This is a genomic window from Actinoplanes siamensis (genome assembly GCF_016862395.1).
Classification (GTDB): Bacteria; Actinomycetota; Actinomycetes; order Mycobacteriales; family Micromonosporaceae; genus Actinoplanes; species Actinoplanes siamensis.
In genome coordinates, this window is sequence record NZ_BOMW01000069.1 from 39,144 (window position 1) to 62,770 (window position 23,627).

At 67.8% G+C, this 23,627-nt stretch carries 22 protein-coding genes; 12 read left to right on the top strand and 10 right to left on the bottom strand.

The window, feature by feature from the left end; all coding sequences use genetic code 11:
- Positions 1 to 11 precede the first annotated feature (11 nt).
- The 3 genes from Asi03nite_RS31925 to Asi03nite_RS31935 all read right to left on the bottom strand — a co-directional run bounded on the left by Asi03nite_RS31925 (position 12) and on the right by Asi03nite_RS31935 (position 2,480).
- Entirely contained in the window at positions 12 to 422 is a 411-nt protein-coding gene (locus Asi03nite_RS31925) for a hypothetical protein (RefSeq protein WP_203684225.1), read from the bottom strand.
- Between the two features lie 181 nt (positions 423 to 603).
- Complete coding sequence (locus tag Asi03nite_RS31930) at positions 604 to 2,037, bottom strand: helix-turn-helix domain-containing protein (protein ID WP_203684226.1); 1,434 nt, start codon at positions 2,035 to 2,037, stop codon at positions 604 to 606.
- Between the two features lie 53 nt (positions 2,038 to 2,090).
- Positions 2,091 to 2,480 (bottom strand): hypothetical protein, encoded by a 390-nt coding sequence (locus Asi03nite_RS31935; protein ID WP_203684227.1) that lies wholly within the window; start codon positions 2,478 to 2,480, stop codon positions 2,091 to 2,093.
- A 1,044-nt stretch (positions 2,481 to 3,524) separates the two neighbouring features.
- On the opposite strand from Asi03nite_RS31935, the gene Asi03nite_RS31940 reads away from it, so the two are divergent.
- On the top strand, positions 3,525 to 5,087 hold the full coding sequence (locus Asi03nite_RS31940; RefSeq protein WP_203684228.1) for a competence protein CoiA family protein: 1,563 nt from the start codon (positions 3,525 to 3,527) through the stop codon (positions 5,085 to 5,087).
- Between the two features lie 135 nt (positions 5,088 to 5,222).
- Here the strand turns inward: Asi03nite_RS31940 and Asi03nite_RS31945 are convergent, their stop codons facing one another.
- Entirely contained in the window at positions 5,223 to 5,393 is a 171-nt protein-coding gene (locus tag Asi03nite_RS31945; protein ID WP_203684229.1) for a hypothetical protein, read from the bottom strand.
- A gap of 558 nt (positions 5,394 to 5,951) precedes the next feature.
- Here Asi03nite_RS31945 and Asi03nite_RS31950 point away from each other — a divergent pair.
- From Asi03nite_RS31950 to Asi03nite_RS38185, 7 genes are all read left to right on the top strand, one after another.
- Entirely contained in the window at positions 5,952 to 7,709 is a 1,758-nt protein-coding gene (locus Asi03nite_RS31950; protein WP_203684230.1) for a hypothetical protein, read from the top strand.
- Positions 7,710 to 7,755: 46 nt separating this feature from the next.
- Entirely contained in the window at positions 7,756 to 8,112 is a 357-nt protein-coding gene (locus Asi03nite_RS31955; RefSeq protein ID WP_203684231.1) for a helix-turn-helix domain-containing protein, read from the top strand.
- Between the two features lie 1,267 nt (positions 8,113 to 9,379).
- Positions 9,380 to 9,664 (top strand): hypothetical protein, encoded by a 285-nt coding sequence (locus Asi03nite_RS31960; protein WP_203684232.1) that lies wholly within the window; start codon positions 9,380 to 9,382, stop codon positions 9,662 to 9,664.
- A gap of 167 nt (positions 9,665 to 9,831) precedes the next feature.
- A complete protein-coding gene (locus Asi03nite_RS31965) occupies positions 9,832 to 10,530 on the top strand; it encodes a helix-turn-helix domain-containing protein (protein WP_203684233.1) in 699 nt (232 codons plus the stop codon).
- 486 nt (positions 10,531 to 11,016) lie between these two features.
- Entirely contained in the window at positions 11,017 to 12,369 is a 1,353-nt protein-coding gene (locus tag Asi03nite_RS31970) for a helix-turn-helix transcriptional regulator (protein ID WP_239103070.1), read from the top strand.
- A gap of 151 nt (positions 12,370 to 12,520) precedes the next feature.
- Positions 12,521 to 13,996 carry a pentapeptide repeat-containing protein gene (locus tag Asi03nite_RS31975; protein ID WP_203684234.1) on the top strand — a complete coding sequence of 492 codons (1,476 nt, stop codon included), beginning with the start codon at positions 12,521 to 12,523 and terminating at the stop codon, positions 13,994 to 13,996.
- Positions 13,997 to 14,182: 186 nt separating this feature from the next.
- Positions 14,183 to 14,869 (top strand): hypothetical protein, encoded by a 687-nt coding sequence (locus tag Asi03nite_RS38185; protein ID WP_239103071.1) that lies wholly within the window; start codon positions 14,183 to 14,185, stop codon positions 14,867 to 14,869.
- 8 nt (positions 14,870 to 14,877) lie between these two features.
- Here the strand turns inward: Asi03nite_RS38185 and Asi03nite_RS31985 are convergent, their stop codons facing one another.
- A complete protein-coding gene (locus tag Asi03nite_RS31985) occupies positions 14,878 to 15,837 on the bottom strand; it encodes a hypothetical protein (protein ID WP_203684236.1) in 960 nt (319 codons plus the stop codon).
- A gap of 196 nt (positions 15,838 to 16,033) precedes the next feature.
- On the opposite strand from Asi03nite_RS31985, the gene Asi03nite_RS31990 reads away from it, so the two are divergent.
- Both Asi03nite_RS31990 and Asi03nite_RS31995 read left to right on the top strand, forming a co-directional pair.
- Complete coding sequence (locus Asi03nite_RS31990) at positions 16,034 to 16,609, top strand: recombinase family protein (RefSeq protein ID WP_203684237.1); 576 nt, start codon at positions 16,034 to 16,036, stop codon at positions 16,607 to 16,609.
- Positions 16,610 to 16,651: 42 nt separating this feature from the next.
- Positions 16,652 to 17,122, top strand: a complete 471-nt coding sequence (locus tag Asi03nite_RS31995; protein ID WP_239103072.1) for a DUF488 domain-containing protein — start codon at positions 16,652 to 16,654, stop codon at positions 17,120 to 17,122.
- On the opposite strand, the gene Asi03nite_RS32000 is transcribed toward Asi03nite_RS31995, so the two are convergent.
- Complete coding sequence (locus Asi03nite_RS32000) at positions 17,077 to 18,159, bottom strand: DUF8757 domain-containing protein (RefSeq protein WP_239103073.1); 1,083 nt, start codon at positions 18,157 to 18,159, stop codon at positions 17,077 to 17,079. The genes Asi03nite_RS31995 and Asi03nite_RS32000 overlap by 46 nt on opposite strands.
- Positions 18,160 to 18,587: 428 nt before the next feature.
- Between Asi03nite_RS32000 and Asi03nite_RS32005 the strand changes: the two genes are divergently transcribed.
- Together Asi03nite_RS32005 and Asi03nite_RS32010 are read left to right on the top strand one after the other, a co-directional pair.
- On the top strand, positions 18,588 to 18,860 hold the full coding sequence (locus tag Asi03nite_RS32005) for a hypothetical protein (RefSeq protein WP_203684238.1): 273 nt from the start codon (positions 18,588 to 18,590) through the stop codon (positions 18,858 to 18,860).
- Positions 18,861 to 18,862: 2 nt separating this feature from the next.
- Entirely contained in the window at positions 18,863 to 19,528 is a 666-nt protein-coding gene (locus Asi03nite_RS32010; protein ID WP_203684239.1) for a helix-turn-helix domain-containing protein, read from the top strand.
- 192 nt (positions 19,529 to 19,720) lie between these two features.
- Here Asi03nite_RS32010 and Asi03nite_RS32015 read toward each other — a convergent pair whose 3' ends face one another.
- The 4 genes from Asi03nite_RS32015 to Asi03nite_RS32030 form a co-directional block, all read right to left on the bottom strand.
- The gene (locus Asi03nite_RS32015; protein ID WP_203684240.1) at positions 19,721 to 19,990 is read right to left on the bottom strand and encodes a hypothetical protein; all 270 of its coding nucleotides are present in this window, start codon (positions 19,988 to 19,990) and stop codon (positions 19,721 to 19,723) included.
- 83 nt (positions 19,991 to 20,073) lie between these two features.
- Positions 20,074 to 21,042 (bottom strand): helix-turn-helix domain-containing protein, encoded by a 969-nt coding sequence (locus Asi03nite_RS32020; RefSeq protein WP_203684241.1) that lies wholly within the window; start codon positions 21,040 to 21,042, stop codon positions 20,074 to 20,076.
- 447 nt (positions 21,043 to 21,489) lie between these two features.
- The gene (locus Asi03nite_RS32025) at positions 21,490 to 22,116 is read right to left on the bottom strand and encodes a hypothetical protein (RefSeq protein ID WP_203684242.1); all 627 of its coding nucleotides are present in this window, start codon (positions 22,114 to 22,116) and stop codon (positions 21,490 to 21,492) included.
- Between the two features lie 218 nt (positions 22,117 to 22,334).
- Complete coding sequence (locus Asi03nite_RS32030) at positions 22,335 to 23,099, bottom strand: hypothetical protein (protein ID WP_203684243.1); 765 nt, start codon at positions 23,097 to 23,099, stop codon at positions 22,335 to 22,337.
- Positions 23,100 to 23,627 lie beyond the last annotated feature (528 nt).

Genomic DNA, 23,627 nt, shown 5'->3' on the forward strand with positions numbered 1-23,627 from the left:
GCTGAACTGCATTAATAACGGCGCGCCAGCCCCCGCACCAGACTGCCGGTAACCGCGGTTACCGGCAGCCGCTCGTGCGGTGGTGGTCGGCCTTCGATGTTGGGGCCGTGGGCCCGGTAACCGCGGTTACCGGCGCCTCCTCTGTGGGCTGTATCGGTAACCGCGGTTACCGACAGCGCGAGGTCGATCGACAGCGCCCAGGTCGCGGCGACCGTAGCCTGGTGCTCATCCGGCAGCGCGCCCTCCTCCGGAACCAGGTCGGCCAGCTGGCGCCGCTGGTCGGCCAGCCGGGCGCGGTAGCCGGCGCAGGACAGCCGCCGGTCGAGGAGATAGGCGGCGGCCTGCGCCAGAGCCAGCGGCAGGTACCCCAGGTCGGCGGCCAGCCCGTCGGCGTCGTCGAGCAGCCGCGGGTGCCCGGCCAATTTGTGCTCCAGATAGGCGCGCGCCTCCGCTACCGTGAACAGTCACGCTACCGGCGATCTTGATAGGGCGTACATAGGTGGTCCTCTGTAGAACAGGGCCAGTGCCGTAACGACAACTCATTGACGTTGAGACCTCATACGTGAGTTGGCCACGCGTACGCGGCGATATGAGACGAGGCCTTCACGGCAGGAACAGCAAAGCGACCAGGGCCAGGCTTAGCGTCAGAGTCAACGCCGCCATCTTGATCACGGCGGAGGCTATGTCACGGTCGATGGTCAGTTGGATCGAGTTGCGTGCGCCATGCCAGGTGAACTGAATCGCGTAGGGCTCCGGGGGGTGACCGTAGCTTCGCCGCTCGCGGGCGCCGCGGCGGTGGGTGCGGGGGGTGTCGGTGGTCTTCGGGTCTTCTGGGAGCGCCGAGGAATGGGCCGGCGCCGGCGCGGTGGTCAGCACGTCGGCGTCGGCGGTGTCGTCCGGTGGGGCCTCGACCGCCTCGTGGTGTTGTTCGAGTGGCCCTGACGGGCCGGTGTCGGTCGTGGGATGGCCCTGGCCGGCAGATGTTTGCGCGCCGGCGGTGGGTAGCGCCGTGGTGTTGTTGGGCGCTGGTGGCTGTTCCTCTTGCCGTTCTTGGGGGGTCTGCGTGCTGGTGGCCTCGGGATCGGGCCGCTCGGTCTGCTCTGGTGCTGTTTCGGCTTGCGCGTCCTGCGGCGGTACGGCTGCGGACTCGTCGTGGTCGTCGCTGTCCGGGGCGCGATCGTCGGTGGTGAGCCAGCGCGGTTGCCGGCGGATGAGCTTGCTGGCTGCCGGTGTGTCCTGAGGGTGGTCCGGGTGTGCCAGCTGCGGCCGTTCCTCCAGCACAGCGGTGGTTCCGGCTTCGGACGGGCTGGTGACGATCGCGTTCCACGAATCCGGACTGTTCGGGCGCCGGCTCGTGAGCGTGGTGCCGATGGTGGGCCCCTCGGAGGTGAGGGCTTTGAGCGCCGCGGTGATGCGGCGTTCGGTGTCCTGTACGGCTTTGAGGCAGTCCACCCAGCGGGTCACCTGTTCGTCGGTGAGTCCGCAGGCGTGTAGGTAGAGCGCGGTGAACTCGGCTGACGGACGGATCTTCTTGTTAATCACGTCGTAGACGGTGGTGCGTTTGAGCTGCAGCACCTTGCCGTCGATGCTCTCGTAGGCCGTGCCGGCGGTCGAGGTTTGTGATCGGTCGATGATCTGCCTGACGGTCAGGCCGGCCGTCTCGCGCACCGTGGCCAGCGCGTCGGCGAAGCTGCGCAGGTTGTCGATGCTGCTGAAGTCGATGTCGCCGTACGCGGGGCCGATCTCGTCGCTGCCGGCGCGGGTGGCCGACTGCTCGGCGATCTTCTGCTCGGTGCGCAAGCGGCGCTGCTCGTCGGACGCCGCTTTCCACAGGTTCTTCGCCTTGCCGAGCGCGGCCTCCCCGGTGATCCCGCAGGCCATCAGATAGGCCTGGGTCACCTCCCATGACGCCAGCTTCTTCCCGCTGGCCGCCACCGACAGCGCCGGGATCGAGTACTTGGTCATCTCCGCCAGTTCCCGGTAGGACAGGCCGCTGGTACGGCGCCCGGCGCGCAGCACCTTGGCCAGGCGCAGCAAGCTGGGCGGCCCGTTGACGGGAAGGGGCGCCTCCCGGCGCCCCGTCGCGGTCTTCACGTCGCCGGCGACTTCTGCTGCCCACCGGTGTTGTCCGCGGCGCTCTCATCGGCGCGGCGGGCGGGCGTGGCATCAAGCGCCACCGCGGTGCCGGCTTCGCCGTGCTGTGCCGCAGCGGCGGTCACCGGCGTGTCGGTGCCCAGGAGCCGCCGGCAGCCGTCACCGATGAGCCCGATGGCGACGACACCGGCGGTCACGGCGAGAGCCTGGTTGTCCAGCAGCCAGAGGCCGAGGCTGAACAGCATCAGCAGCGTGGTCAAGATAATCAGGACCGTGATCGTCTTACCGGACGGCTGCGAGGGTGGATGATGGGTGCATCCATGCGTCATGGTGAGGCGCTCGACTTTCTCGAACAGGTGAGAACCCGGGACGCCAAGAAGCGCCACGCGGGTTCTCACCTGGAACCGGACGATCGACGCGGACTGGGATTTCTCGGAGTTTGCGGTCTCGCGAGCAGTACCGGTCGTCTTCTGGCCGAAAGTCTCTCACGCAGCGGCGACAGGTTGGCTGGGCGCGTTCGTTAACCAGGGCGATGCCGGAGCCACCGGGCCAGTTGTTTTGGTTAACAACGGTGGTTTCGTTGTTTGCAATAACCGCCAAGATGGTTGCCGTCGCCGGGTTAACAACGTTCTATTGGATGCATCAGGTTCTGGGCCGCAAGGCTCGGGGCCGGTGTGCCCGCCGGTTTTCTCTTTGAACCGGGCGATCGGTGGGCGTGGGGGTCTCTGTTTTGCGGCGGAGGCCCCCATGGGCTTTCTGCAGCTCCCACCCTCTCTGAATCGATGTCTGGCTATCGCTGATGCCCGAACGATGCGGCAGGCCGGGCATCGGGTGAACGGCCGAACCCCTATGGGCGTCTTGGGTGGACAGTGCCGTGCGCGACGGCGGTCCTGCCCTGGGCACAAGGAAAGATCCGGATCGAGCCCGGACGCGGCGGCCCGGGAATCTCGCAACATCGAACTTCTCCGTGATCTTTTCCAGCCGGGTTGGTCATGCCAGTTATTCTCACCAGGAGTTTTGTGGAAGCGCTCTCACGTGTGCGGGGCTGAAGCCGGACGGATGATCGACCGAACTGTCGCTCGAAGACTGTGAGGGCTGGGCGCCAGCCGCGGTGTGGCTGGTAGGCCTTGCGGGTGAGCCGAGATGCCCCGGCGCCGAGCGCGGGCGTAGCCAACTGTGACCTTCGGGCCCCGGCGCTTGGCGGCGTGCCTCAGCTCCGTGGGGCAGGAGGACGCGTTCGTCTTCGGCTACGCCATGGTGGTGCGGCCGTGACGCTGAGTGTCCGGATCCAGCGAGCGACCGGAACGACTCGCTCCCGGGGACGTCCGAAAATCGCGGAGCGTAAAAGTGTCGTACCTCTATGCGACCATGGCTTCCTGTTCTTCGCCCGTCGGCCAAGCCGTGCCGTACGCCCACCTCATAGGAGAAACTTGTCTGCCCCGACCGCGCCGAACAGCGCTTGGGACATCGATCCCTACACCTTCTCCGGCGGGGTGTACTACGTCCCCGCCGGCATCGAGCTGCAGCCGCGCCTGCCCGGATGGGGCCACCCCGGCCTGTCCGGTCTGCGAGAGCGGGTGGCCAGCGACCGGCCGCACGGCGTCAGCGGGCAGAAGTTGCTCTGCCTGTTGTGCATGCGCCTGCGCGCCGACGAGGGACTGCCGCCGGCGCCGGTGTGGATGACGTTCGTCGACGGGCCGCACGCCCCGGTTTTCCGGCACGAGGACGGTCGCTCCCCGCACGCCGAGCACACCCCTGAGAGCGATATCCACAAGGCACTGAAGGACCGCGAAGCCGCCACCTGGACCGCGGCCGGCGCGACGGATGTCAGAGTCGAGGCTTGGCGTCCCCGCGCCAAGCGCCGCCCCGACGTGCTCGCCGTCGGCGCCCGGCTGACCGTGGCTGGGGAGATCCAGCACACCACCCTCACCCCCAGCGCCGTGAACCGCCGCCAGAACGCCCTCGCCGCGACGGGCGACCGCGTCGTCTGGACCACCGACCGCGACTCCGCCGACGTCGCGTTCCTGCGCCAGGTGCCTCACCTCGCCGTGCCCGCGCTCGACGACTACCGCCTGTACCGGCAGGACCGGACGCCACAGCTGAACGTGATCTCCGGCTGGACCGCCTTCGAGTCACAACGCTGCGGCTGGTCCGACATATGGCACGGCGGCAGCACGCGCTGTCCCGTGACCGGGCGGCTCCAGCCATGCGGCCGGCGGCACCTGTACCCGACCTTGAACCCGCACGCCTACCGGCCGGACCCCGGCGCCCGGTTTCCCTGCGGCTCCAGCCCGGACCTCGACCACCTACTTGAAGGCATCCTCACCGACGGGTGGAGGCCGTATCAGGTCGGCGGGCAACGGACTACCTGGATCCCGACTGCCGTCTATGACGACGTGGTCGCCGAACGCGGGGGCAGTGTCGAAGCCGCTGAGCGGCCCCGCCCGCCCGTGACGACCCAGTCAGGCGGGACCCGCGTCTGTGAGCAGAGGGCCACCACGCGGTCCGCTGCGGACCTGGGCTACCTCACCGAGCGGTTCCGGCAAGGCCAGCCGCTCGGCATCGCACCGCCGACCACGCTTCTCGAGACCTTGCCGGCCCCGGCTGCGGCACCCGAGGATTCGGCCCGCCGCGTGCGACTGGTCATCCCGGGCATGCACGCCGTGACCGGGGCCACCCTGGAGCTCGCGGCCGACAACATGGCGGTCTTCGTGGAAGCGGTGCGTGAGCGGGCCCGGATCGAGGGCGACACCCGCGGCTACACCCCGCATGTTGGTGAACCGAGGCGCGATGCCAACACGGATGCCGACGGCCGGTTCGGCTGGACCCTCTCCGTCAACGGCCGCGACCAGGCCATCCTGATGCCCGGTATAGAGCTGGCCCAGCTGCGCGGCACCGGTCTCGCCGCCCCGTGCCTGATCGTCAACGGCAGCGCCTGGTGGTGGAACGACGCGGCTGGCATGGCCGTACCCATCCCAGGCCGCACGACGTAGTCAGCCACCAGGCTGGTCTGCGCCGGTCGTGGCCTCCCGACGTGACGGCCCGGCCGGCGGGGCTCGGCCGTCAGCATCAGTAGTGCACCTGAAGGTGGCCGGCTGGGGTGTGGCCGAGCGGCACCGGACCCTGGATCAGGCGGGCTCGGCGCGGCCGCGGGATGTGTCCAGGGTGCTCTGCCACGGCTGCTGGTCCGGCAGCGGCACCGCTGCGCCGGCCGCGTCGTTCCACCACGAGCCGTTGACCTTGATCGCCAAGGTCTCGACCGACAGGCCGCGCAGTATCGCCAGGTCGACGCCGGGCATGAGGATGTGCTGGGGGCCGGCCGTTGACGCTCAGGAGCCAGCCGAAGCGGCCGCCTCATCGGCGGCCTCGCCTCGGACCGGCTGACCGACGTGCGGGGTGTAGCCCCAAGGGTGAGCTTCTCGGAGTGGATCTTCTTGACCCTCATGAAAATCGGTGGTGCTGCACGAAGAAGCAGGCCCCGGGCACACTGTGCTCGGGGCCTGCGTGTGAGGTTCTAGAAGAGCGTGACGGTCAGGTATGACAGTGCACCGACCATGAGGATCACGCAGAGGCGGGCGGTCCGAGAGTTACCTGCCAGGGCGTATCGGACCGTCCGCATCACCTCCTTGGCAATTTGAACCATGGGTAGATCACCTTCCTGAAAGGGTGAGGTGCCGTGCAGCCGGATCGCTGCGGCACCGTCAACACTGACGGTCCAAGGCGGACTTACAGCAGAGGTAAAGCTGGGTTTCCCGTGGTCAGAAAGGGTGCGGCGATGTCGCTCAGGGTGGGGAGGCGGGCTTCTCGCCCTGGGAATAGGATCCGGTACCTCGTCGTCACGCCAGGGAGGGCCGACGTTGAGCACCGGAGATCCGCAGATCGCGGCCCAGATTCACCGAGCGGTTCTCGACGTCATCGCCGTCTGGTGGGCCCGGCAGGACTCACTTCCGCGGAAGCCTCGCAGCGGCGGGCGTAAGGATCCCGATCTGCCCTACGGATCGGTGTCGGCTCTTTCCCGGGGGCTGAAGATGTCCAACAGCACGCTGGACAGGAAGCTCAGCTCCCAGCGCTACGACTGGCCGGACATCGAGGGGATCGTCGCGTACTGCGTGCCCGACGAGCGGGAGCACCGTCTACCCCCGCTGGCCGGTTTATGGCTGGCGTGGAAAGGGGGCCTGCGGCGGCCTCCCGGCTACTGGGGCCCTATCGAAGGACTCGACGGGCACGTGGTGCCGGCAGAGCTGTCCCCGCAGCAACGACTGCAGGCCCAGGTCGACGAACTTCAAGCCCAGCTGCTCACCGTGCAGAGCCGGCTCGGCGTCACCAGCGAACAGTTGGCCATCGCCGGGCAGGCCCTGGCCCGTCTGCGTACTGAACTCGACCATCGCGATCAGCAATTGGCCGACAGCGATCAGGACCGGGCGGAACTCGAGCGACAGCGGGAAGCGCTGGCTATCGAGTTGGCCCAGACGGTAGAGCGCCTGCTGCACGCCGAACAGCAGGCCGCCGCCGAGCGTGCCACCGCGCAGCGGGAAGCGGACCTGCGGCGCGCGGAGCAGGCGGCTCGGCAACGCGCCGAAGACCAGGCCACCGCTGAGCGGGCCCGCGCCGATCAGGCGCAAGCGCGCGTCGAGGCGGCGAACCAGGCAGCCAGCGAGGAAGTCGCACTGCGACGCGAGCAACAGGCAGCCCGGCAACGCGACCAGCAGCAAGCGGCCACCGAACGCGCCCGAGCCGACCAGGCCGAGGCCTACGTCGCCGAGCTCGTCGCCCAGGTCACGGCGCTCAGCGAGCGGCTGGCCAGATACGAGGCGACGAAACCGGCGGCCGTCGTCGCCGTCGCCACACCGCCGGGGGCGGCCACACTTCCCGGCCCGGGAAACACCCCCGCCAGCCCCGCAGCGCCCTTCGTCCCCGCGCCCTTGAGCAGGGCGGAAGCTGGCAGCCGCCCACCCCTGCAGCTTGCTGAGGTCATGGACTCCGGCGGGATGTGCCGTCGCCTGAACCGGTTGTACGCCCAGCGCCGGGGACCCGGCCGATGGATGCGGTGCCTCGACCGGATGCTGATCGTCGGCGATCAGAACCGCTGTGCCCAGGCAAAACGGGCCGAGATGGCGCTACGCCGATGCCCGGACCCGGAGCTACGGCTCTACTCCGCGCGTGAACATGCCGAAGCCGTCCGCCGACCTAGGGCCGGGGTCAGCCGGATAAATGGGCACCTGCACGAGTCTCCGGCCGGCCGGTCTCCGTTGTGCATGTGCAGCCTGCGGTGGTGTCGCAAGTGCCGGCGCGCCGACATCGAATTCGGTTTGACGAGACGGCCGCGCCGCACCCGCCAGCCGCGGGGTGGCCGGCTCCTGTTGATCGCTGGGCTGCTTCTGCTGCTCGCCAGCTGCGCCGGTGCGTTGTTCCTCAAACACAACGGCGACATCGCCGACGCGGGCAGCACCACCCTCTGGGTCCTGGCGGGCGCCGGCGGCCTGCCCATGGCCTTCGTCCTGCTGATCAGCGGAGCCATCCTGAACTCTGCGGAGAGCTTCCCCGCCAGCCAGGACAACCACCAAGAAGACGTTGCCATCCGCGACGGTGACCAGGCTCGCGGCGACTCGGGATAGGCCCAGTCGCCGCGACGTGCTCGCCGGTCTCGTCCCGTGCGCGACGATGCCCCGCGCCTGGGGTAACGGCAGGGATCGGGGTTCGGTCGCTGCCGACCCGATCCGGATCGACACCACCGGCGACGGCGGGTATGGGCCAGATCGCGTTCTGCTGCTGGCACTGTTCGCCGAGGGGGAACGCACCTTCACCGCCGAGCGGGGCCGCGCACGTCCGCGCCGTTGCCGAGAAAGCCGGCCGGCACGTCCGGGCGGCCCGGCCGCGCACTTGCCGGAGAAGATCGAGCATGCCCGGCTACTCAAGGCCCAGGGCGACAGCCTCGCGGAGATCGCCAGGAAGACCGGCATCCCGAAGACGTCGTTGCACCGGTACCTCACCGCCCCGGCGGCCGCGGCGGACGGCTGATCGATGAGTCCCGCCATCGAATGGGTGGGGGTCCGCTCAGCACGTCATGTAGGCGTGAAGACGTGGCGAGCCGACACGCAGGGGCGCACAACGCCATTCAACAGTTTTTCTGAGGAAGCGACGGTCACGCAGGCTTCTTTGCCAGGCTACCCACGGTAACGAGTTATGTCCGTATTGGTCTTGTGTGAGGGTTAAGATACTTAAGAAACTTTTAGGTCTTTAATCCTATTTGTCTGCGCATGTAGCGATGGTGATCGAAAGCAGACCGGCAATGTTTAAATGATCCTCATCTATTCATCCCTGAAGTGCACTGTCTGTTGGATGTGAATTTCCTACGGGATCACGGTGACATATCTTGCGATCGTGAATGAAAATGATCGCAATCATTCCGGCCGCTCATCTCGTGCGGGTGATCCGCATGATTAGTCCGGCTTGGAGGCTGGCGCCCCCGGCGCCTTTTGGTGGAGCCGTGATGTAGGCCTTTCGGAGGGGCAGGATTAGGCCTTCTGTTCGATAATCACGGGCCGAACGTGTGTAAGATTCACGTTGTAGCCTGCGTCACTGTTTCGCATTGTTTCGCGGATTTTCGCTACGTTTTCTAACGGTACGGCCGTCCTGCTGCTCTGACCTCGGCGAAGTTGCGTCCGTCACTCGATGGGTGTTGCCCGGAGTTTGAGTGGGCATGGCCGTGGTTGAACTCCTTCCCCCACCCTGCTCGTTGTCAGCCGGTAGGTGAGAAGAGAAAGCCTCTGATCTTGACCGGTTGGGGATCTCGCTCTCACTGTCAGTTGGCGAGTATCATGATCCAAGCGGGAATCGCATTTCCGCTCCGAAGATCGCGTCCGGTTGGTCCTGGGCCGCTATTCGGATCTAGCAACACCCCGGTGGGCGCTGTGGTGGCAAACGCCGGGACGATTGAGGGGTCGGCAGGCTACCCGCGCGGGGAGGCCTTCCGGCCCCTTGATTTTTGTCGGCCTTACCCGCGCCGGGGAAAATGATCATTCCAATTGACGGGATATTCCTCTGTCAAGATCCCCCAACATGCAAGTTGCATGATCCATCCGGGCACCGTCAAGGCCCCTTGAGGCCTCTGCTGGAAACCGTCAGTGGAGTGCTGCACACTAAGCGGGCGACAACCCGGCGGGCCTTGTCACCACCAAGGCCCGCCGATGCATGAAATACCCACTTTTGCGGCCCAGGACCAAACCGCAGGGGGTGGGGAGATCGTTTTCTCCCTACCCCCACCGATCTGAGGATGGGATGACCCATGTCTAAGAAGAACGCGCCGGACACGGCGTACCGGCAGAACGACCCCTCGCCCGGCGGCGCGCACCACCGCCGCGGCCGGCGGGTGTTCGTCTTCTCGGTGATCGTCGCGTTCGCCGCCGTCGAACTCGCCACCGGAGCCGACCTGCAGACCGTACTGCTGACCGTGCTCGGCGTCGGCCTGGCCGGCGCCGTCGTGGCCCGCTGGGTATGCGACGACGCGCCCCTGCCCAGCATCGCCCGCATCCTCGGCCAGGCCGACAACTCCGCCGGAGGCCCTCGATGAGCAACGTCTACCGCTCCGGCCGCGGCGACTTCGGAGGAACCGGACCCGTGCCCTTCCACGGTGCCGTCCACCCTTCGGCGGTCCCCGACCCGGCGAACATCAGCGAGCCCTCCACCGCCAGGCGTAGGCGCCCGGCTGCGCCTGAGACGACCGCCCGGGAAGAAACCTTGCGTAACGACCTGCGCCGGCAGCCGGCCGAACCGGCCCGCCTCACCAACGGCGCGTTGCTCGCCCGCGAACACGAGTTGGCGCGAGCCCGGGCCGCCCACATCGACGGCACGACCGCCGGTGAAGACCTCGCCCGCCGCCTCGCGTTCGCGCACCGGCACGCCGGCAAACCGTCCCTGGCGATGCTCAGCATGAAGGTCGGCTACAGCAAGGGCACCCTCTCCAAGGTGCTCAACGGCAAGATGGCCCCGACCTGGGCACTGGTGCGCAAGCTCGGCGAGTACCTACGCGTCCCGCCGCACCACGTCACCCAGGAATGGCTCCCGCTGTGGATCGCCGCCGACGAGCATCGCGAGTCCATCAAGGCCGCCGAGAAGGAGGCCCAGGAGAAGAACGCCATGAAGCAGGTCGCCCGCGGCACCGCGACCGTGCACACCCGGCCCGAGCAGCCGCCGGCCCCTATCGATCTGCGCACCGGTACGGCACCGCGTACCGACGCGCTCACCGAGGAAACCGGCTACGCCTGCCCCCAGTGCGGCAGCTGGGTCGTCAACACCGCCCAGCACACCAACTGGCACATGAAGCGCGACCCCGCCGGACAGCCCGCCCCCGAGGCCGAATCCACTGGCGCCGGCCACGCCAACACCGCCGAGCTCACCCTGCTCAAAGAGATCTTCCAACTGCCCGAAGACTCGTAGCCCGAGGCCTTCTCCCTACCCACCTATCTGCCCGACGGCCCCCGAACAATCAGCTCGGGGGCCGTCGGCTTGCCAACGTGCAGCCAGCACGCCCACACCCGGACCAGGCCTGCCCGGCGAGGGCGTGACCACCGTCGTGTACCTGCGGCCCGGTGGCCACGAGTCTGCTGTCAGCCGATCACCGGACCGAACTAGCCAGGGCTACCAGTCGCCGGTCGCACGGTGCTGCCGGTCGCTCAGGGCGTCCTCGAGCGGCAGACGCCGGCGAGCACGACTACTGAGTACGACAGGAATCATGAGCCGGAAGGGGCGAACGGCGCCGGGACCCGGCTGTACCGGCGCTGAGTCGCGGGAACCTCGCCGATCTTGGCAGCCTTTCCCCGGGAGGCGCTGTCCTTTTTGTCGATTCATTCAGCAGCATGGCTGCATAATTCTCGGCGACTACGCTGTAGATAGGTACAGCATGTTCGCTTGGAGGGGTGAGCTTTGGCGCTGTCATACAAATACATGGCGGTGGGCAACGGGATGCGCACCGACCATCCGATCCCGGACCTGCCGTTCGTCGACGACTCCCATCTGCCGCTGGACGACCCGGACGCGATCGAGGCAATCGGGCGCAAGGAGGGTGGGACCTGGGGTCGCACGGACCGGTGCAAGGACGGCGGCTGGGTCGCCTTCACCACCGACGCGCTGCGGACGGATCTGGGCTGGGTGGTGCGCTGGCACCCCGAACACGGCCGGTCCGTGGTGCTCTACCGCGACGCCGACGTGGTCAGCGCGTACATGTCGTACCAGGACGAGGCGCTGCTGTTCCGCTACGGCGGCTACTGGTGGGACGGCACGACCTGGCACCGCCCGTCGCAGGTGTTCGATCAGGCCCGAGAGACCTACGTCAACCGGCCCGTCCCGGCCGCGCTGAGCATCAGCGCCGCCGACGAGGCGCAAGGCGACCCGAAGAAGGCCGTGCTGTGGGCGATCACCGACCTCGACATCGACACCGTGAAACCGAACGCGTCGAGCCGCTGGCGCGACGACTTCGCGCTGTGGGCGCTACGCCACGAGGACGGCCGCCGGCTGGCCGACTGCGTCGTGCGCCTGACCGCTCCCGAGCTCGCCGCCGACCAGCTGCTCGACGTGGCCGAGCTGGCCGAGGTCGCCGGGATCGGCGCCAGCACCCTGCGCGCCTACCGGGCCCGCGACGAGAACGAGGTCCCGCTGCCCCAGACTTTGATGGGCGGCCGACCCATGTGGTCGCGCCCTGTCGCCGAGGACTGGGCCGAAAGCCGGCGGCGCTCCCGCGACGGCGTCGCCCGCACCATGGCCGACCGCGATCACGAGAATTTGTCGATCGGCGTGGTCCGGCTCTGGGAGTACTTCACCAACGCCTTCACCTTCGACCTGTGGGACCGCGACACCAACCGCAAGCGGTTCGCGCTGCGCTGGCGGACCAAGGCCGCCGTCCGCGACGTCGCCCACGACGTCGCCTGGACCGCCGCCGCCAGCCTTGACCGGATCGTGCCCCCCGGTGACCTCAGCGCGACGATTCGCGCCGCGGTGCTCTTCGAGTTCGCCGACTGGCAGCGCACCCAAGAGGCCGAAGAGTTCAGTTACCCGATCAACCACGCTATCGCCCGGATGCTCGACTGGCTCATCCAGCACCAACCCGAGTACGCCCGGGCCGCCGTCGCCGAGATCGTCGGCGAAGCCGAACGCGACCTCGGCATCCCGCCCGCAATCACCGGCTTCTCCCTGCGCCAGGCCCTGGCCCTCGACGGCAAGTTGCCCGGCGAGAACGCCTACAACGAGTTCTTCGACCTCGCCCTGCCCCCGGAGAACTGATCCACTCCCGCCCCGGCTGGGGACCTACCGGAACGTTCCAGTGCCGGGAAGTGGAACGGCCGCGCCTTCTGAGCAGGCGCCGGCGGTCGTCGGTGGGGTCGACGCACAGAGACGGCTGCCCGATGTAGCTCGGGGCGGCGACCATGCGTGCATGACAGATCAGCGCATCGATCCTCGGCGGCGTTGGCCGTGGCTGCTGTCCAACGCCGGCATCCTGACCGTCACTGTGATCGTCGCCGGGCTCGGGATCACCGCGCTGGTGGTGATGCTGCTGATCGCCGGCGACGCTCCGGATACGGAGCGGGCGAAGCTGCTGATCGAGGCACTGAAGTACGGGCTGGGCTTTTTTGCCGCCGCTGGCGCGGTCGCCGCGCTCCTCGTGGCAGTCCGCCGCCAGCTGCTTGCCGAGAACGCCCATGATTTGTCCGAACGCAACCACCGGCTCGCGCTGCAGGCACAGGCGCATACCGAGACCGACGCCGCCGAACGACGCGTCACCGATCTGTACGCCAAAGCTGTCGAGCAACTCGGCTCCGCCGACGCCGCCGTACGCCTCGGCGGCCTGTACGCCCTGGAGCGCGTCGCGCAGAACAACCCCGCCCAGCGGCAAACCATCGTCAACGTGTTCTGCGCCTATCTGCGCATGCCCTACGCCCCGTCCGCTACCACCACACCGACGACGGCCGGACCAATCACCGAACTGCCCCTGCCCCGCACCGAGCCGACCGCCAGCCGCGACCCTCGGCAAGAACTGCAAGTCAGGCTCACCGCCCAACGCATCCTGACTACCCACCTGACCTTGCCGGCGGATGTCACCAGCGAGCAAGCAAACACTCTGACACCCGACGCCGTCCAACCGTTCTGGCACGGCCTCGACCTCGATCTGACCGGCGCTCAACTCATCGACTGGAACCTGCCCCGTGGCCACCTGCGCCACGCTGACTTCACCAGCGCCACGTTCACCGGCAGCGCGGGGTTCCACGAGGCGACCTTCACCGGCGATGCGTGGTTCGAGAAGGTGACCTTTCCCGGTGTCGCGTGGTTCGAGAAGGCGGCCTTCACCGGCGGCGCGTGGTTCAACGGGGCGACCTTCACCGGCGACGCGAGGTTCAGCGGGACGACTTTCTCCGGCGGCGCGTGGTTCGAGAAGGTGACCTTTCCCGGTGTCGCGTGGTTCCGTGAGGCGATCTTCTCCGACGGCGCGTGGTTCAACGGGGCGATCTTCTCCGGCGATGCGTGGTTCGAGAAGGTGACCTTCGCCGGCGTCGCGGGGTTCGGAGGGGCGATCTTCTCCGGCGACGCGTGGTTCAACGGGGCGACCTTCTCCGGCGGCGCGTGGTTCCGTGAGGCGGCCTTCACCGGCCACGCGTGGTTCCGTGAGGCGGCCTTCACCCGCCACGCGAGGTTCGAGAAGGCGACCTTCACCGGCGGCGCCTGGTTCAACGGGGCGATCTTCTCCGGCGATGCGTGGTTCGAGAAGGCGACCTTCACCGACGGCCGACTGATGATGGTCCGCGCACGGGTGGAACTGCGCGAGGACCGGCGGGATGTGTGGCCATCAGGGTGGCGAATTGCGCCAGGTCCGCCTAGCGGCTGGTGCCAGTTGGTGTACGGGGCGCCTGGCTGATTTTTGTTGTTCCGCTTCCATGGTTGTGGAACGGCCCGGACGGCCGCAGTAGGCCCGTGCAAGATCCCCAGGCCACAGGCCCGTCCCAAGATCATGAATCGTTCCGGAAATCGGTCCACAATCACCGTTCCGAAATCATAGTACGATGCCGAATTCCGGTACGATCGGAGCGCGGCGCACCCGGACGTGCGGGCTCCGCATCCGGACGGCGCCGACGCCGAGCCGTGGCCCGCCCGCGCCGAGGAACTCCTGACCGAGCACGCCCAGCGGTACGGCGCGCTGGTGAGAGCATGGCGGGCCGCCTACGACATGCAGCAGATGGCCGAGAGCGAAGCGAGCACCGAGCCGCCCGAGCCAGTCCCGGGACTGCCGGACGCGGTCGCCGACCAGGAAGCGGCCCGGCACCGGCTGTGGCAGGACACGGGGAAGCAACGCGCCGAACTCGCCGCCGGGCACACCGCGGATGTCCACCAGCGGGCCGTGCACGCTGCCCGCGCGTACGCGGTCGCGACGCTGGCCGGCTTCCACGCCGTGGTGAGCGGCGCGGACCCGGTGGCCGTCATGCAGGGCCCGGACGACACCGACGCCTGGGACGAGCCACCGCTGACCCTGCCCGCCGCGACGGGCATCCACGCGATCGACGACGAGATCAAGCGGCTGCACGCGAAGGCGGTGGGGCGGCCGGTGAAGCGCCGCGGACCGGCACCGACACAGAAGCGGGTACGCAGGTCGTACTGGTGGGAGGAGAAGAAGCCGGCCCGGCCGGCGGACCCGGGTGTCACCCTGGCCGATCTTGCGAAGTGCCTGCACGGCCACATGGCCGGCGGGGAGCTGGTGCGCCGGTTGGATCCGGGACGCGGTGCGGCCGGTTGACCCGCTGCTTACTCGACGTCCCAGCCGATGTTGCGCAGGAGTACCTTCGCCGATGCGACCAGGTACAACGCGAGTTGGTTCTCGCCCTCGGCAAGGATCCGGTTCAGGTTCCGGTTCAACATTGCCCGGACGATCCCCTTCGACTCCGGCGTCTGATGCTGGAGTTCTCCCTCGATCACCTCTGAGTCCCGGCGGATTGCCTCCGCGTCTTCGTCCGGCAGCCCGAGCACGGGGAGCGCCTGCACGATCGCCTGCACCAGCTGGCGCAACTCGTCACCGACGAGCCCGGACGACGTGGTGGCGTTCTGGGTGACGTGGTCACCCCAGTTCAGGTTGCTGCCGCTGATGGTGCCGATGTGAAAGACGTGGCCAGGCTGGGCCTGCCTCTGCTTGTTCAGGAACTCCTCCACGCTCACCCCTGACTCGATGCACCTTTGACCCAGTCCTGTCAGCCGTGCCGTGAGCGGGCCCTCGAACTCCGCGACATAGCTGCCGCCCTCGATGAGGCCGGCCTCCTTGAGCTGCTCGGCGACACGCCCCACGAGGCTGTCCGGCAGGATTGATCCTTCAAGGTGGATCTTGATCCCGTCATCGCCTCGAAGCTGCGTCCACGCCGTCCCGTGGGGGTCCTCCTGGTAGAGGTACTGCAGGATGCCGCGCTCAGCGGCGCTGCGCATCTCTGCCGGGTTCGCGCGCCGACGGCGACGCTCCTCCACCTCAGCCCTGCCGGCATCGGTCAGGTAGGCGGCGTTCCCACCGAAACCCATCGTCTCGGCGAGCTTGATCAATCCCTGGCCGTCGAGGAGGCGCAACGTGCCGCGCCATAGATCCTCGGCGTGGTCGTCGAGAGTTTCCCCGAGAAGATCAACAAAGTGCGGGATCTCCCCAGCGTTCTCTGGAGCGTGATCGTAGAGAAGCTCAAGTGCTTGGATGCGACGGCTATGAGAGTCGGACACCACGTCCTCCAACGAGTTCGGTGACCATGCATTCAACCAGGGCCACGAACAAGGGCGATTGGGGTGCCTATGTGGGGTACACCCCAACCTGACATCTCAGTCCCGCCCGAAGATCGTCAGGATAGAGCCGGTTCTGGCATTTCTTGACACTTTCTGGTTGGAATCTTAGGGTTCAACCTGACACATTTGGTCAGGAAGGAGTCCGGCGATGCGAGTGGGCTACATCAGGGTCAGCTCCGTCGACCAGAACACCGTCCGGCAGCTCGACGGCGTCGCGGTGGAGCGCGTCTTCACCGACAAGGCCTCCGGCAAGGACACCGCCCGACCGAAGCTCGACGAGCTGATCGCGTTCGTCCGCGACGGCGACACTGTGCTCGTGCACTCGATGGACCGGCTCGCCCGCAACCTCGACGACCTGCGCCGCCTCGTCCGGACACTGACCAGCAAGGGGGTGCGGGTGGAGTTCGTCAAGGAAGGGCTGACGTTCACCGGCGAGGACTCGCCCATGGCCAACCTGCTGCTGTCGGTGATGGGCGCGTTCGCCGAGTTCGAGCGCGCCCTGATCCTGGAACGCCAGCGCGAGGGCATCGCCGCGGCCAAGCAGCGCGGCGCCTACACCGGCCGCAAGCCAGCGCTCAACGCCGACCAGGTGGCCGAGGTACGCCGGCGGGCCGCCGCCGGCGAGAAGAAGGCCGCCCTGGCCCGCGAGTTCGAGATCAGCCGGGAGACCCTCTACGGCTACTTGCGCACCACCCCGGCGGCGGCCGCGGTACCGGCCGGGTGACCGCTCCTGTCCCGACCGGGCCGAGGGTGAAAGGGTGATCGCGTGATATCGAGACAACCAGATTCCGCCGGCCTGGTCGGTGTCGGCTACGAGGGCCGCACGATCGAGGAACTCATCGCGCAGCTGCACGCGCTGGGTGTCTCGCGGCTGGTCGACGTCCGGCTGACCCCGCTGTCGCGCAAGCCGGGGCTGAGCAAGACCGCGCTCGGGCAGGCGCTGAGCCAGGCCGGCATCGTCTACGAGCACCACCGGGAGCTGGGCAATCCGAAGGCGAACCGGCCAGGGTTCGCCACCACCGGGCCGGCCCGCGACGACGCCCGCGCCTACTACGCCGAACTGCTGCGCGAGCCGCAGGCCGACCAGGCGCTGCAGGCGGTCGCCGCGGCAGGCCGGCAGGAACGCGTCGCCGTGCTGTGCTTCGAGGCCGACGAGGACCGCTGCCACCGCCAGGTGGTAATCCAGGAGGTTCAGCGACGCCTGGGCCTGGGCACCGACACGCGCGGCGGCCAGTAAACGCCCAGCACGCTGAACACGTGCGCCCGCTTGGCCTGGTTACCGACGTAGAAGGCGACGTCCCGGCCTGGCCCGCACAGTTCGCCGAGAAACTTGTCGCGGATCGCTGCGCGCAGTTCGTCGTCGCCGGATCGGGCCAGCCGCCGCTGGAAGGCCACCAGTTCCCAGTCCAGCACGCCCTGGCGGTGACCGCTGCAGCCGGTGTCGTGGCAGCGGTAGCGGTAATAGGCGCGGAACCGCGGCGGTTCCAGCGCCGTGCGGTCCTGGCCGCTGAACAGGTCCGGCTGCCGGATGTACGCGTCGATCTTGCGCTGTTCCTCCGGCGTCCAACCCGGATGTGCCTCCACGTCCAAGCCGTCGACCGCGCGCGGGCGCACCAGCGCCAGCGACGGAGCGTTGGCATCCGCGCGGGCCGCCCGGTTGAGCCGGCACATCGAGTCCTCGACGTACGGATCGAGCAATGCCCGGCGCGGCTTCCACGGGGCCAGGTGCCGTTTGGTGACCATCGTGTCCATCAGCGGCCGGAAGCTCTCCCGCCGTTGATCCTGCCGGGCCGGTTTCGCCGTCACGGTGACCAGGTCGTACTTGCGGAACTTGTCGTCGCTGGCCAGCTCTCGGAAGTTGATCGGGTACAGCCGGATCCAGCCCCGCCGTTGCAGATCGACGCTGAGCCCGGCCACGCACACCGTCTCGCCGTAGCGTTCCGACGGGTTCGGCGCCGCCTTCACCGTGATCAGCAGATGCAAACTGACAGTCTGGTCCGATACCGGCTTCGGATCAGGGCCGTCCTCGCGCGGGCCGAACAACGACAGCTGCGTCACCCCGAACCACCGCCCATCACTCCAAGCGACAAGACAGTTACAGATAGGCAGACTGCCATGCCTTAGCGGGGTGGGGAAGCCCTGCCGGTCCTCTCCGGAGCGCTCAGAGGCCGCAGTTCTTTCAGATTTTTCATGAACATTCACCGGGTCAGAAGCATCCAGCCAGGCGGTCTGACCAGGCTGAAGGCCCATCTCTGGGGTCTCCCGGACTTCCACGAAATTGCAGAGTCGCTCGTGCTCGTGACGTGTGTGCCCGCAGACTCGATATCAGTGACGCCCCCAGACGGAACGTGATTCCTGAGCGGACGTCGCCGAGTATCGATGCCCCGGCTGGATAGCGCTGGACCGGAGCAGGACAGTAAAACCTGGTAGAGGCGTTGTGGTGACGTCTTCAGGACACGTTGGGCCCGCCCTGTGGCGGGCCTTTCGTTGTATCCGGCGCCAGAAGACGTACCGCCACCGGAGATCACCGGAAACTTTCACGCGCCCCATCCCGCCGTCGGTCGTCCACGGTGGCCAGACATGGCGGCGGCCGGTCACCATATTTGCGCGGGAGAGAACCGACTCACACCACCCGGGCATTTGCCCGGTGAGCCCTTCTCCCGCACTGGCCGCAGTCCAGCGCTATCCAAGTCCGGGAGGACATGGTGAACATCGTCATGGGGTGCCTGGCGCCCGAGAAGTGGTGGGCCGACCAGCGCGCGAAGCGCCGCACGGTCGTGCTCGTGATCGTTCTGGCCTTCTACGGGGGGCTTATCGCCTTCACCCGGACGGCTCTGCTTGAAGCCGCCGGGATCCTGCTGGCGGTCGGCCTGGCCGCCAGCGTCATCATCGACCGCGTCGTGGACGGCGCCCGCACCGCGGTCGACTTCACCACGCTGTACCGGATCCTCGCCGCCGCCCCGGGGCAGGTGTAACGGTGGCATTCGTGCGAAGGACCGTCCCCGTCGACCCCGGCGATTTCGCCACGTCACAGCTCGCGCGGCAGTACCAGAATTCCATCGCGGCTAATCGTTCGCCCGGCGACATCTACAACATCACAATCAACGGTGGCGCGGAGAAAGCTCAGCTGCCGTCCTTCGTGGCCGCGATCGCGGCCACGAAGGACGCGCTGGAGCCGGACCTGGCCCAACAGAAGCTGAGCCAGGTCCTCGCCGAAGCCAGGGTGAAGGCCGGCAAGCCGAAACTTCGGACACTGGCCCGGGCGGTGACCTACTCCGAGTCGATGCTGTCGCGGGTCTTCAACGGACGGCTGCTGCCCACCCGCGACAAACTCGAGGCCCTCGCCGAGCAGCTCGACGTGGATATGAGCACCTTCACCACGGTCTGGCTGCCGCTGTGGGAAGCCGCGAATCGCAAGCCCGCCAAGCCCAAGCCGGCGGTGGCACAGACGGAAGGGCCGGCCGAGCCGCCGCCGGCGTCGGAATGCTTCGTCTGCGCGGCCTGCAAGGGGTGGATCAGGCTCATCGACGCACCTGGTCACATCGAGTGGCACACCTCGCTGGGGCAGGAGCAGTTCCCCATCGCCTCAGTGACGCACCTGCGTCCGGTGGGACAGCAGAAGCCGAAGACGGCGCTCCGCTGATCGTCCAGCGACGTCGATGAGTTCCACACACGCCGAGGCCTCGCTCTGTGAGAGAGCGAGGCCTCGCTGTGCTGAGCAGGCGTCCGCCTTCCGGTGCCGGCCGGTACGACGCCGGAAGGCGGCCGCCTGTCACCCTCCGATGAGCGTGTGGAACAGCAGAAGGCTCCACCTCCCCAAGGAAGGTCTGCCTGCTCAGGGCGAGCGCGCCGGAGTGCGTGCTGGAATTTGCTCGTTCGGCGTCGCTGGATGCGGCAGTGTGACGACAGGGACGTCATCCTCGGGCGAGGCTCGGACGGCTCGGCGCGGGTGGGTCTTCTTCGCGGGAACGGCGGTGCGGCGGAGTTCTCGGTACGCGAAGAACTTCTCCCAGAACAGCACCTTGTCGTGCGATTCCTGTGGCATGGCGAGCTGGGCGAGGCCCAGGAGCACCGTGGCCAGCAGGCCGATGATGGCGATCGCCATCACGGCTCCCCAGGGTGCTCCGGCCAGGTGAGACATGCCGCTGATCAGGCTGGTGAGGACGGGCCCGCCAACGAGTGTGGATTTCATGCCGTGGCCTTCCGGTTCGAGCCGATGGGCCGGCGTCCGGACTCGGGACGGACCGGGTTCCTGACCCTCGCGCGGAAGTGCGCCAGCCGGCTGTTGACGGATTTGACCGTCAGGCCCAGCTCGGCGGCTATCTGCACCTGGGACATGTCCTGGGCGAGCAGCCCAAGGATGGCCTTGGTGGTGGGCGTGGCCACGTCGATGAGCCTTTTGAGGTCGACCCGGATGCCGGCCATCGCGGCGGGATCGGCCAGGTCGCGGGAGATGATGCCGCCGATGCTCTCGAAGTTGATGTCGTGCTGGCTGGCCACCAGCTCGAGCTTGCCCTTGCGGGTCTTGGACCACTTCTCGTACGCCCGCGGGTAGACCAGGGCGCAGGTGCCGATGAAGTACGTGCGCAGCGAGGCGCCCTTCATCGAGGGCTTCCACTGTCTTTTGCCCGGGGCGATGGCTTTCTTGCGGAAGTCCTCGACCGCCTGGCTGATGATGTCCAACGCCAGCTCGGTGCGCTCGTCGTGAGAGTTGGCCAGCACGACCATGTCTTCGGAGCGCATGGTGAACGGACGCTCGGGGGCGTAGCGCTCCAGCACCCGGCCCATCTGGTTCTTCTTCAGGAACGCCTTGACCACCGGCAGGGCGTACAGCCACAGGTCGTCAAAAAGCTGGTGGTACGCGAAGCCGTCCCACGTGATGACGGCATCCTGCTGGCCGTCAACACGGACGATTCGCTGCGGACGCTCCTGCAGCATCTCGAAGCGGACCTGTTCGACCAACTTGTGATCAGCGAGTCGGGACTCAGCACGCTGACGCTCGGGTGACGACTCGCGTTCGACCGCTCCGGAAACTAGCTCCAGCAGGTCGCCGATCGGGTCGGCAGCTGCGATCTCAGGGTCGAAAAGGCTGACTTCGGCAGGGTGAACACAAAGTTCCGCCCTGCCCTCCGGGTTGGGCCAGTTATACGAGGGCATGTCCCTCGCCTATGCGTTTCATGTACTGAAAACCCCTACCCCGAATATGTGACCTGCGCCACATTCTGGGTGGTGGTTCCTGGGTGACCATCACGGTGCCGGCGCTGGTTCATCAGACTGCCGGGGATCGCTGGCCGTTGCTCGCCCGGGCCGCTGGCAGTGGGCGGGCACGAGCAAGCCCGCCAGCCCAACTGCACGGTGCCGGCGCCGAGCCGGTGCCGCTCCGGAGCACCGCAGAACTCGGGTGCCGGCTCGACCAACCCGGCTGTTGAGGAACATCGGAACGAAAACTGGCGGTTGCGATGATCTCGGAGGGAAGGCCGGGCGCCCGCCGCGCTTCTGATCGGAAGGCCTGTGACTCGACCACCTCATGAGTGAGGCCCACCTCATGAGCGAGGTCTGGGCGTCCGGTGCGCCGTCGCGCCCGCCCAGGACCTCACCCGCGCGCTACCGCTTCGCCAGTTTGCGGATCTTGTCCTGCCCTCGTACGGAGACGTTCAGCGCGGCGAGCGCGCTCACGATGACATCGACGTCGAGCAGGCCCTCGGTGCGGAGGTCGTCCAGCACGTTGCGGGCGCGATCCTGGTCGAACTTCGGGCCGTAGCCGTTGTTGCCGTAGAACTTCAAGCGGTCCAGGTGCGTGCGCAGCCGTTCGTCGAGTACCTCGGTCTGCCCGGTGAGCAGGTTGACGGCACCGGTGACCATCGCCCAGCCGCGCATGGGATGGGCGGCGCTCTCCACCACGCACAGCGCCGACTCCCGCGCCCTGGCGATCGCCAGGGCGAGCACCTCGCCGGTCGGGACGTATGCCAGGACCGGGCCGCGGACGCCGGGCAACGAGGAGGACCGTGTGGTCAGGTGGTTGCGGCCGCGGGTGAACCGGCTGAGCACCTGGCTGCCCGCGCCATTGTCGAACGAGTGGGTCACCAGCACGACGGTGCCGCCCGAGTGGGACGCTTCCGCGTCCAGCCATTGCAGGGCCAGCGCTGAGGCGGTGTCCCAGTCCCGTTCCGGATCGTCGTCCGGCACCCAGGCCGCGCGATAGGGGATCGGCACACCGTGTTCTGCAGTCATCCGAACATGGTCTCGTCTCGGTACGACAAAACCTGGTACGCGGCCCGGGAGCTGGCGGCCACTTCGACCTTGAGCGAGACAGCCCCCTTCGGGTGCAGCGGACCTGTTTCATAGGGTGGTGTCGCTTGTGAAACGCGATCGGCCCCCGGTCGTGCTGGCAGCCGTCGGCTGGATCCGCTCAGGAGCTGGTAGAAATCACGAAGGCGCCGAAATTCTGGTCAGACCGCGATGAACAGTTGTGGCAGCTCGGTGATCGCCTGGCGGGCCTGGGCGTGCCGCTCGCGCCGGGCGGCTTCGGCCGCGACGTCGGCCCGGCACTCGGCGAGCAGCTGCTCCATATCGGCGCCGTACTCGGCGATCTCCTCGCCGAGCAGGGTGATCTGAGCGGCCAGGGCCCGCTCCGCCGCCTGCCGTTGGTCTTGATGCCACGGGTCGTCTGCGCGCTGCTGGGCGAGCTTGTGCGCCCGCTGGTGATCCAGCAATGCAAGCACCACGCGTTGGCCGCCGTCGGTCGGCGTCATGCGCACCGGCAGACCGGACCACTTCTCCACGATGCCGGGCCGGGAGTCGGCGCTGGACTCGAAATACTCTCGGACGAGATCACGAAGCGGCAGGTCCTTGAACGGGCCGGTGGTCCCGTGCACGGCGTACTCGTAGACGGCCGCGGTGACGAGCCGGTCGCCGGACTCGGGCCAGAACTCGCCATGATCGATGGTGCGGTAGACCAAGCTGCGCAGTAGGTCAGCGTCGCGCTGCCACACTACGTGCCAGTGCTCGGGCAGATCGGCGCACTTGTCGGGGTGGTAATTCACCACGCCCCACAGCTGACCGGCCAGCACCCCGTCGTCCTCGATGACTGGCGCCTCCCGCAACTGCCGGAAGACGGCCAGGGTCACCTGTCTACCGGAGACTGTCAGCGTCTTGATCTCCACGCGGGCGGTGCTGATCGCGGCGTTGTGCACCGTGAGCGGCGGCTTGGTCATCGGCGAGCCCTCCCCGTGCCTGAAGTCACCGCCACATTACTGCCTGTCGATGGCTATGGGCGGGCATCCGATCGGTAACTGCCTCACAGCGGGTCCTCGTGCTGGCCTGGTCCGGGGCGAATTGCGGCTGCTGTCTGCCGACGATCGTTGAGCCCGCTGTGGGATTGTTCAGCACGCATGGCGCTCCCCCCACGAAGTCAACCACGGTGATCGGGTCATCACGGACGGCCGTCATCCTCGCATCCACGTACGACAATCTCTGGCCCTGTGACGTCTCAGGGGCCCGGTAGCCGCACCCGGTCGGACGTTCCCGCCTGGGGCTCGGGCGTGTCCCCGGCGGCGGCGGGGCGACGCATCGCGGCTCAGGCGCCAGTGCTGCGGCCTGGGTCCAGAGAGGGGGCTCGCGCCGGCCGGGCTGCTGGCGCTGGGGGTCAGCGGCTTTGCGCGCCATTCGGCAAACGACCATGCCGGCGCCCCGTAGACGGTGTTATAGAACATCACTTAGCGTGGCCGAAGGGTGTTATATAA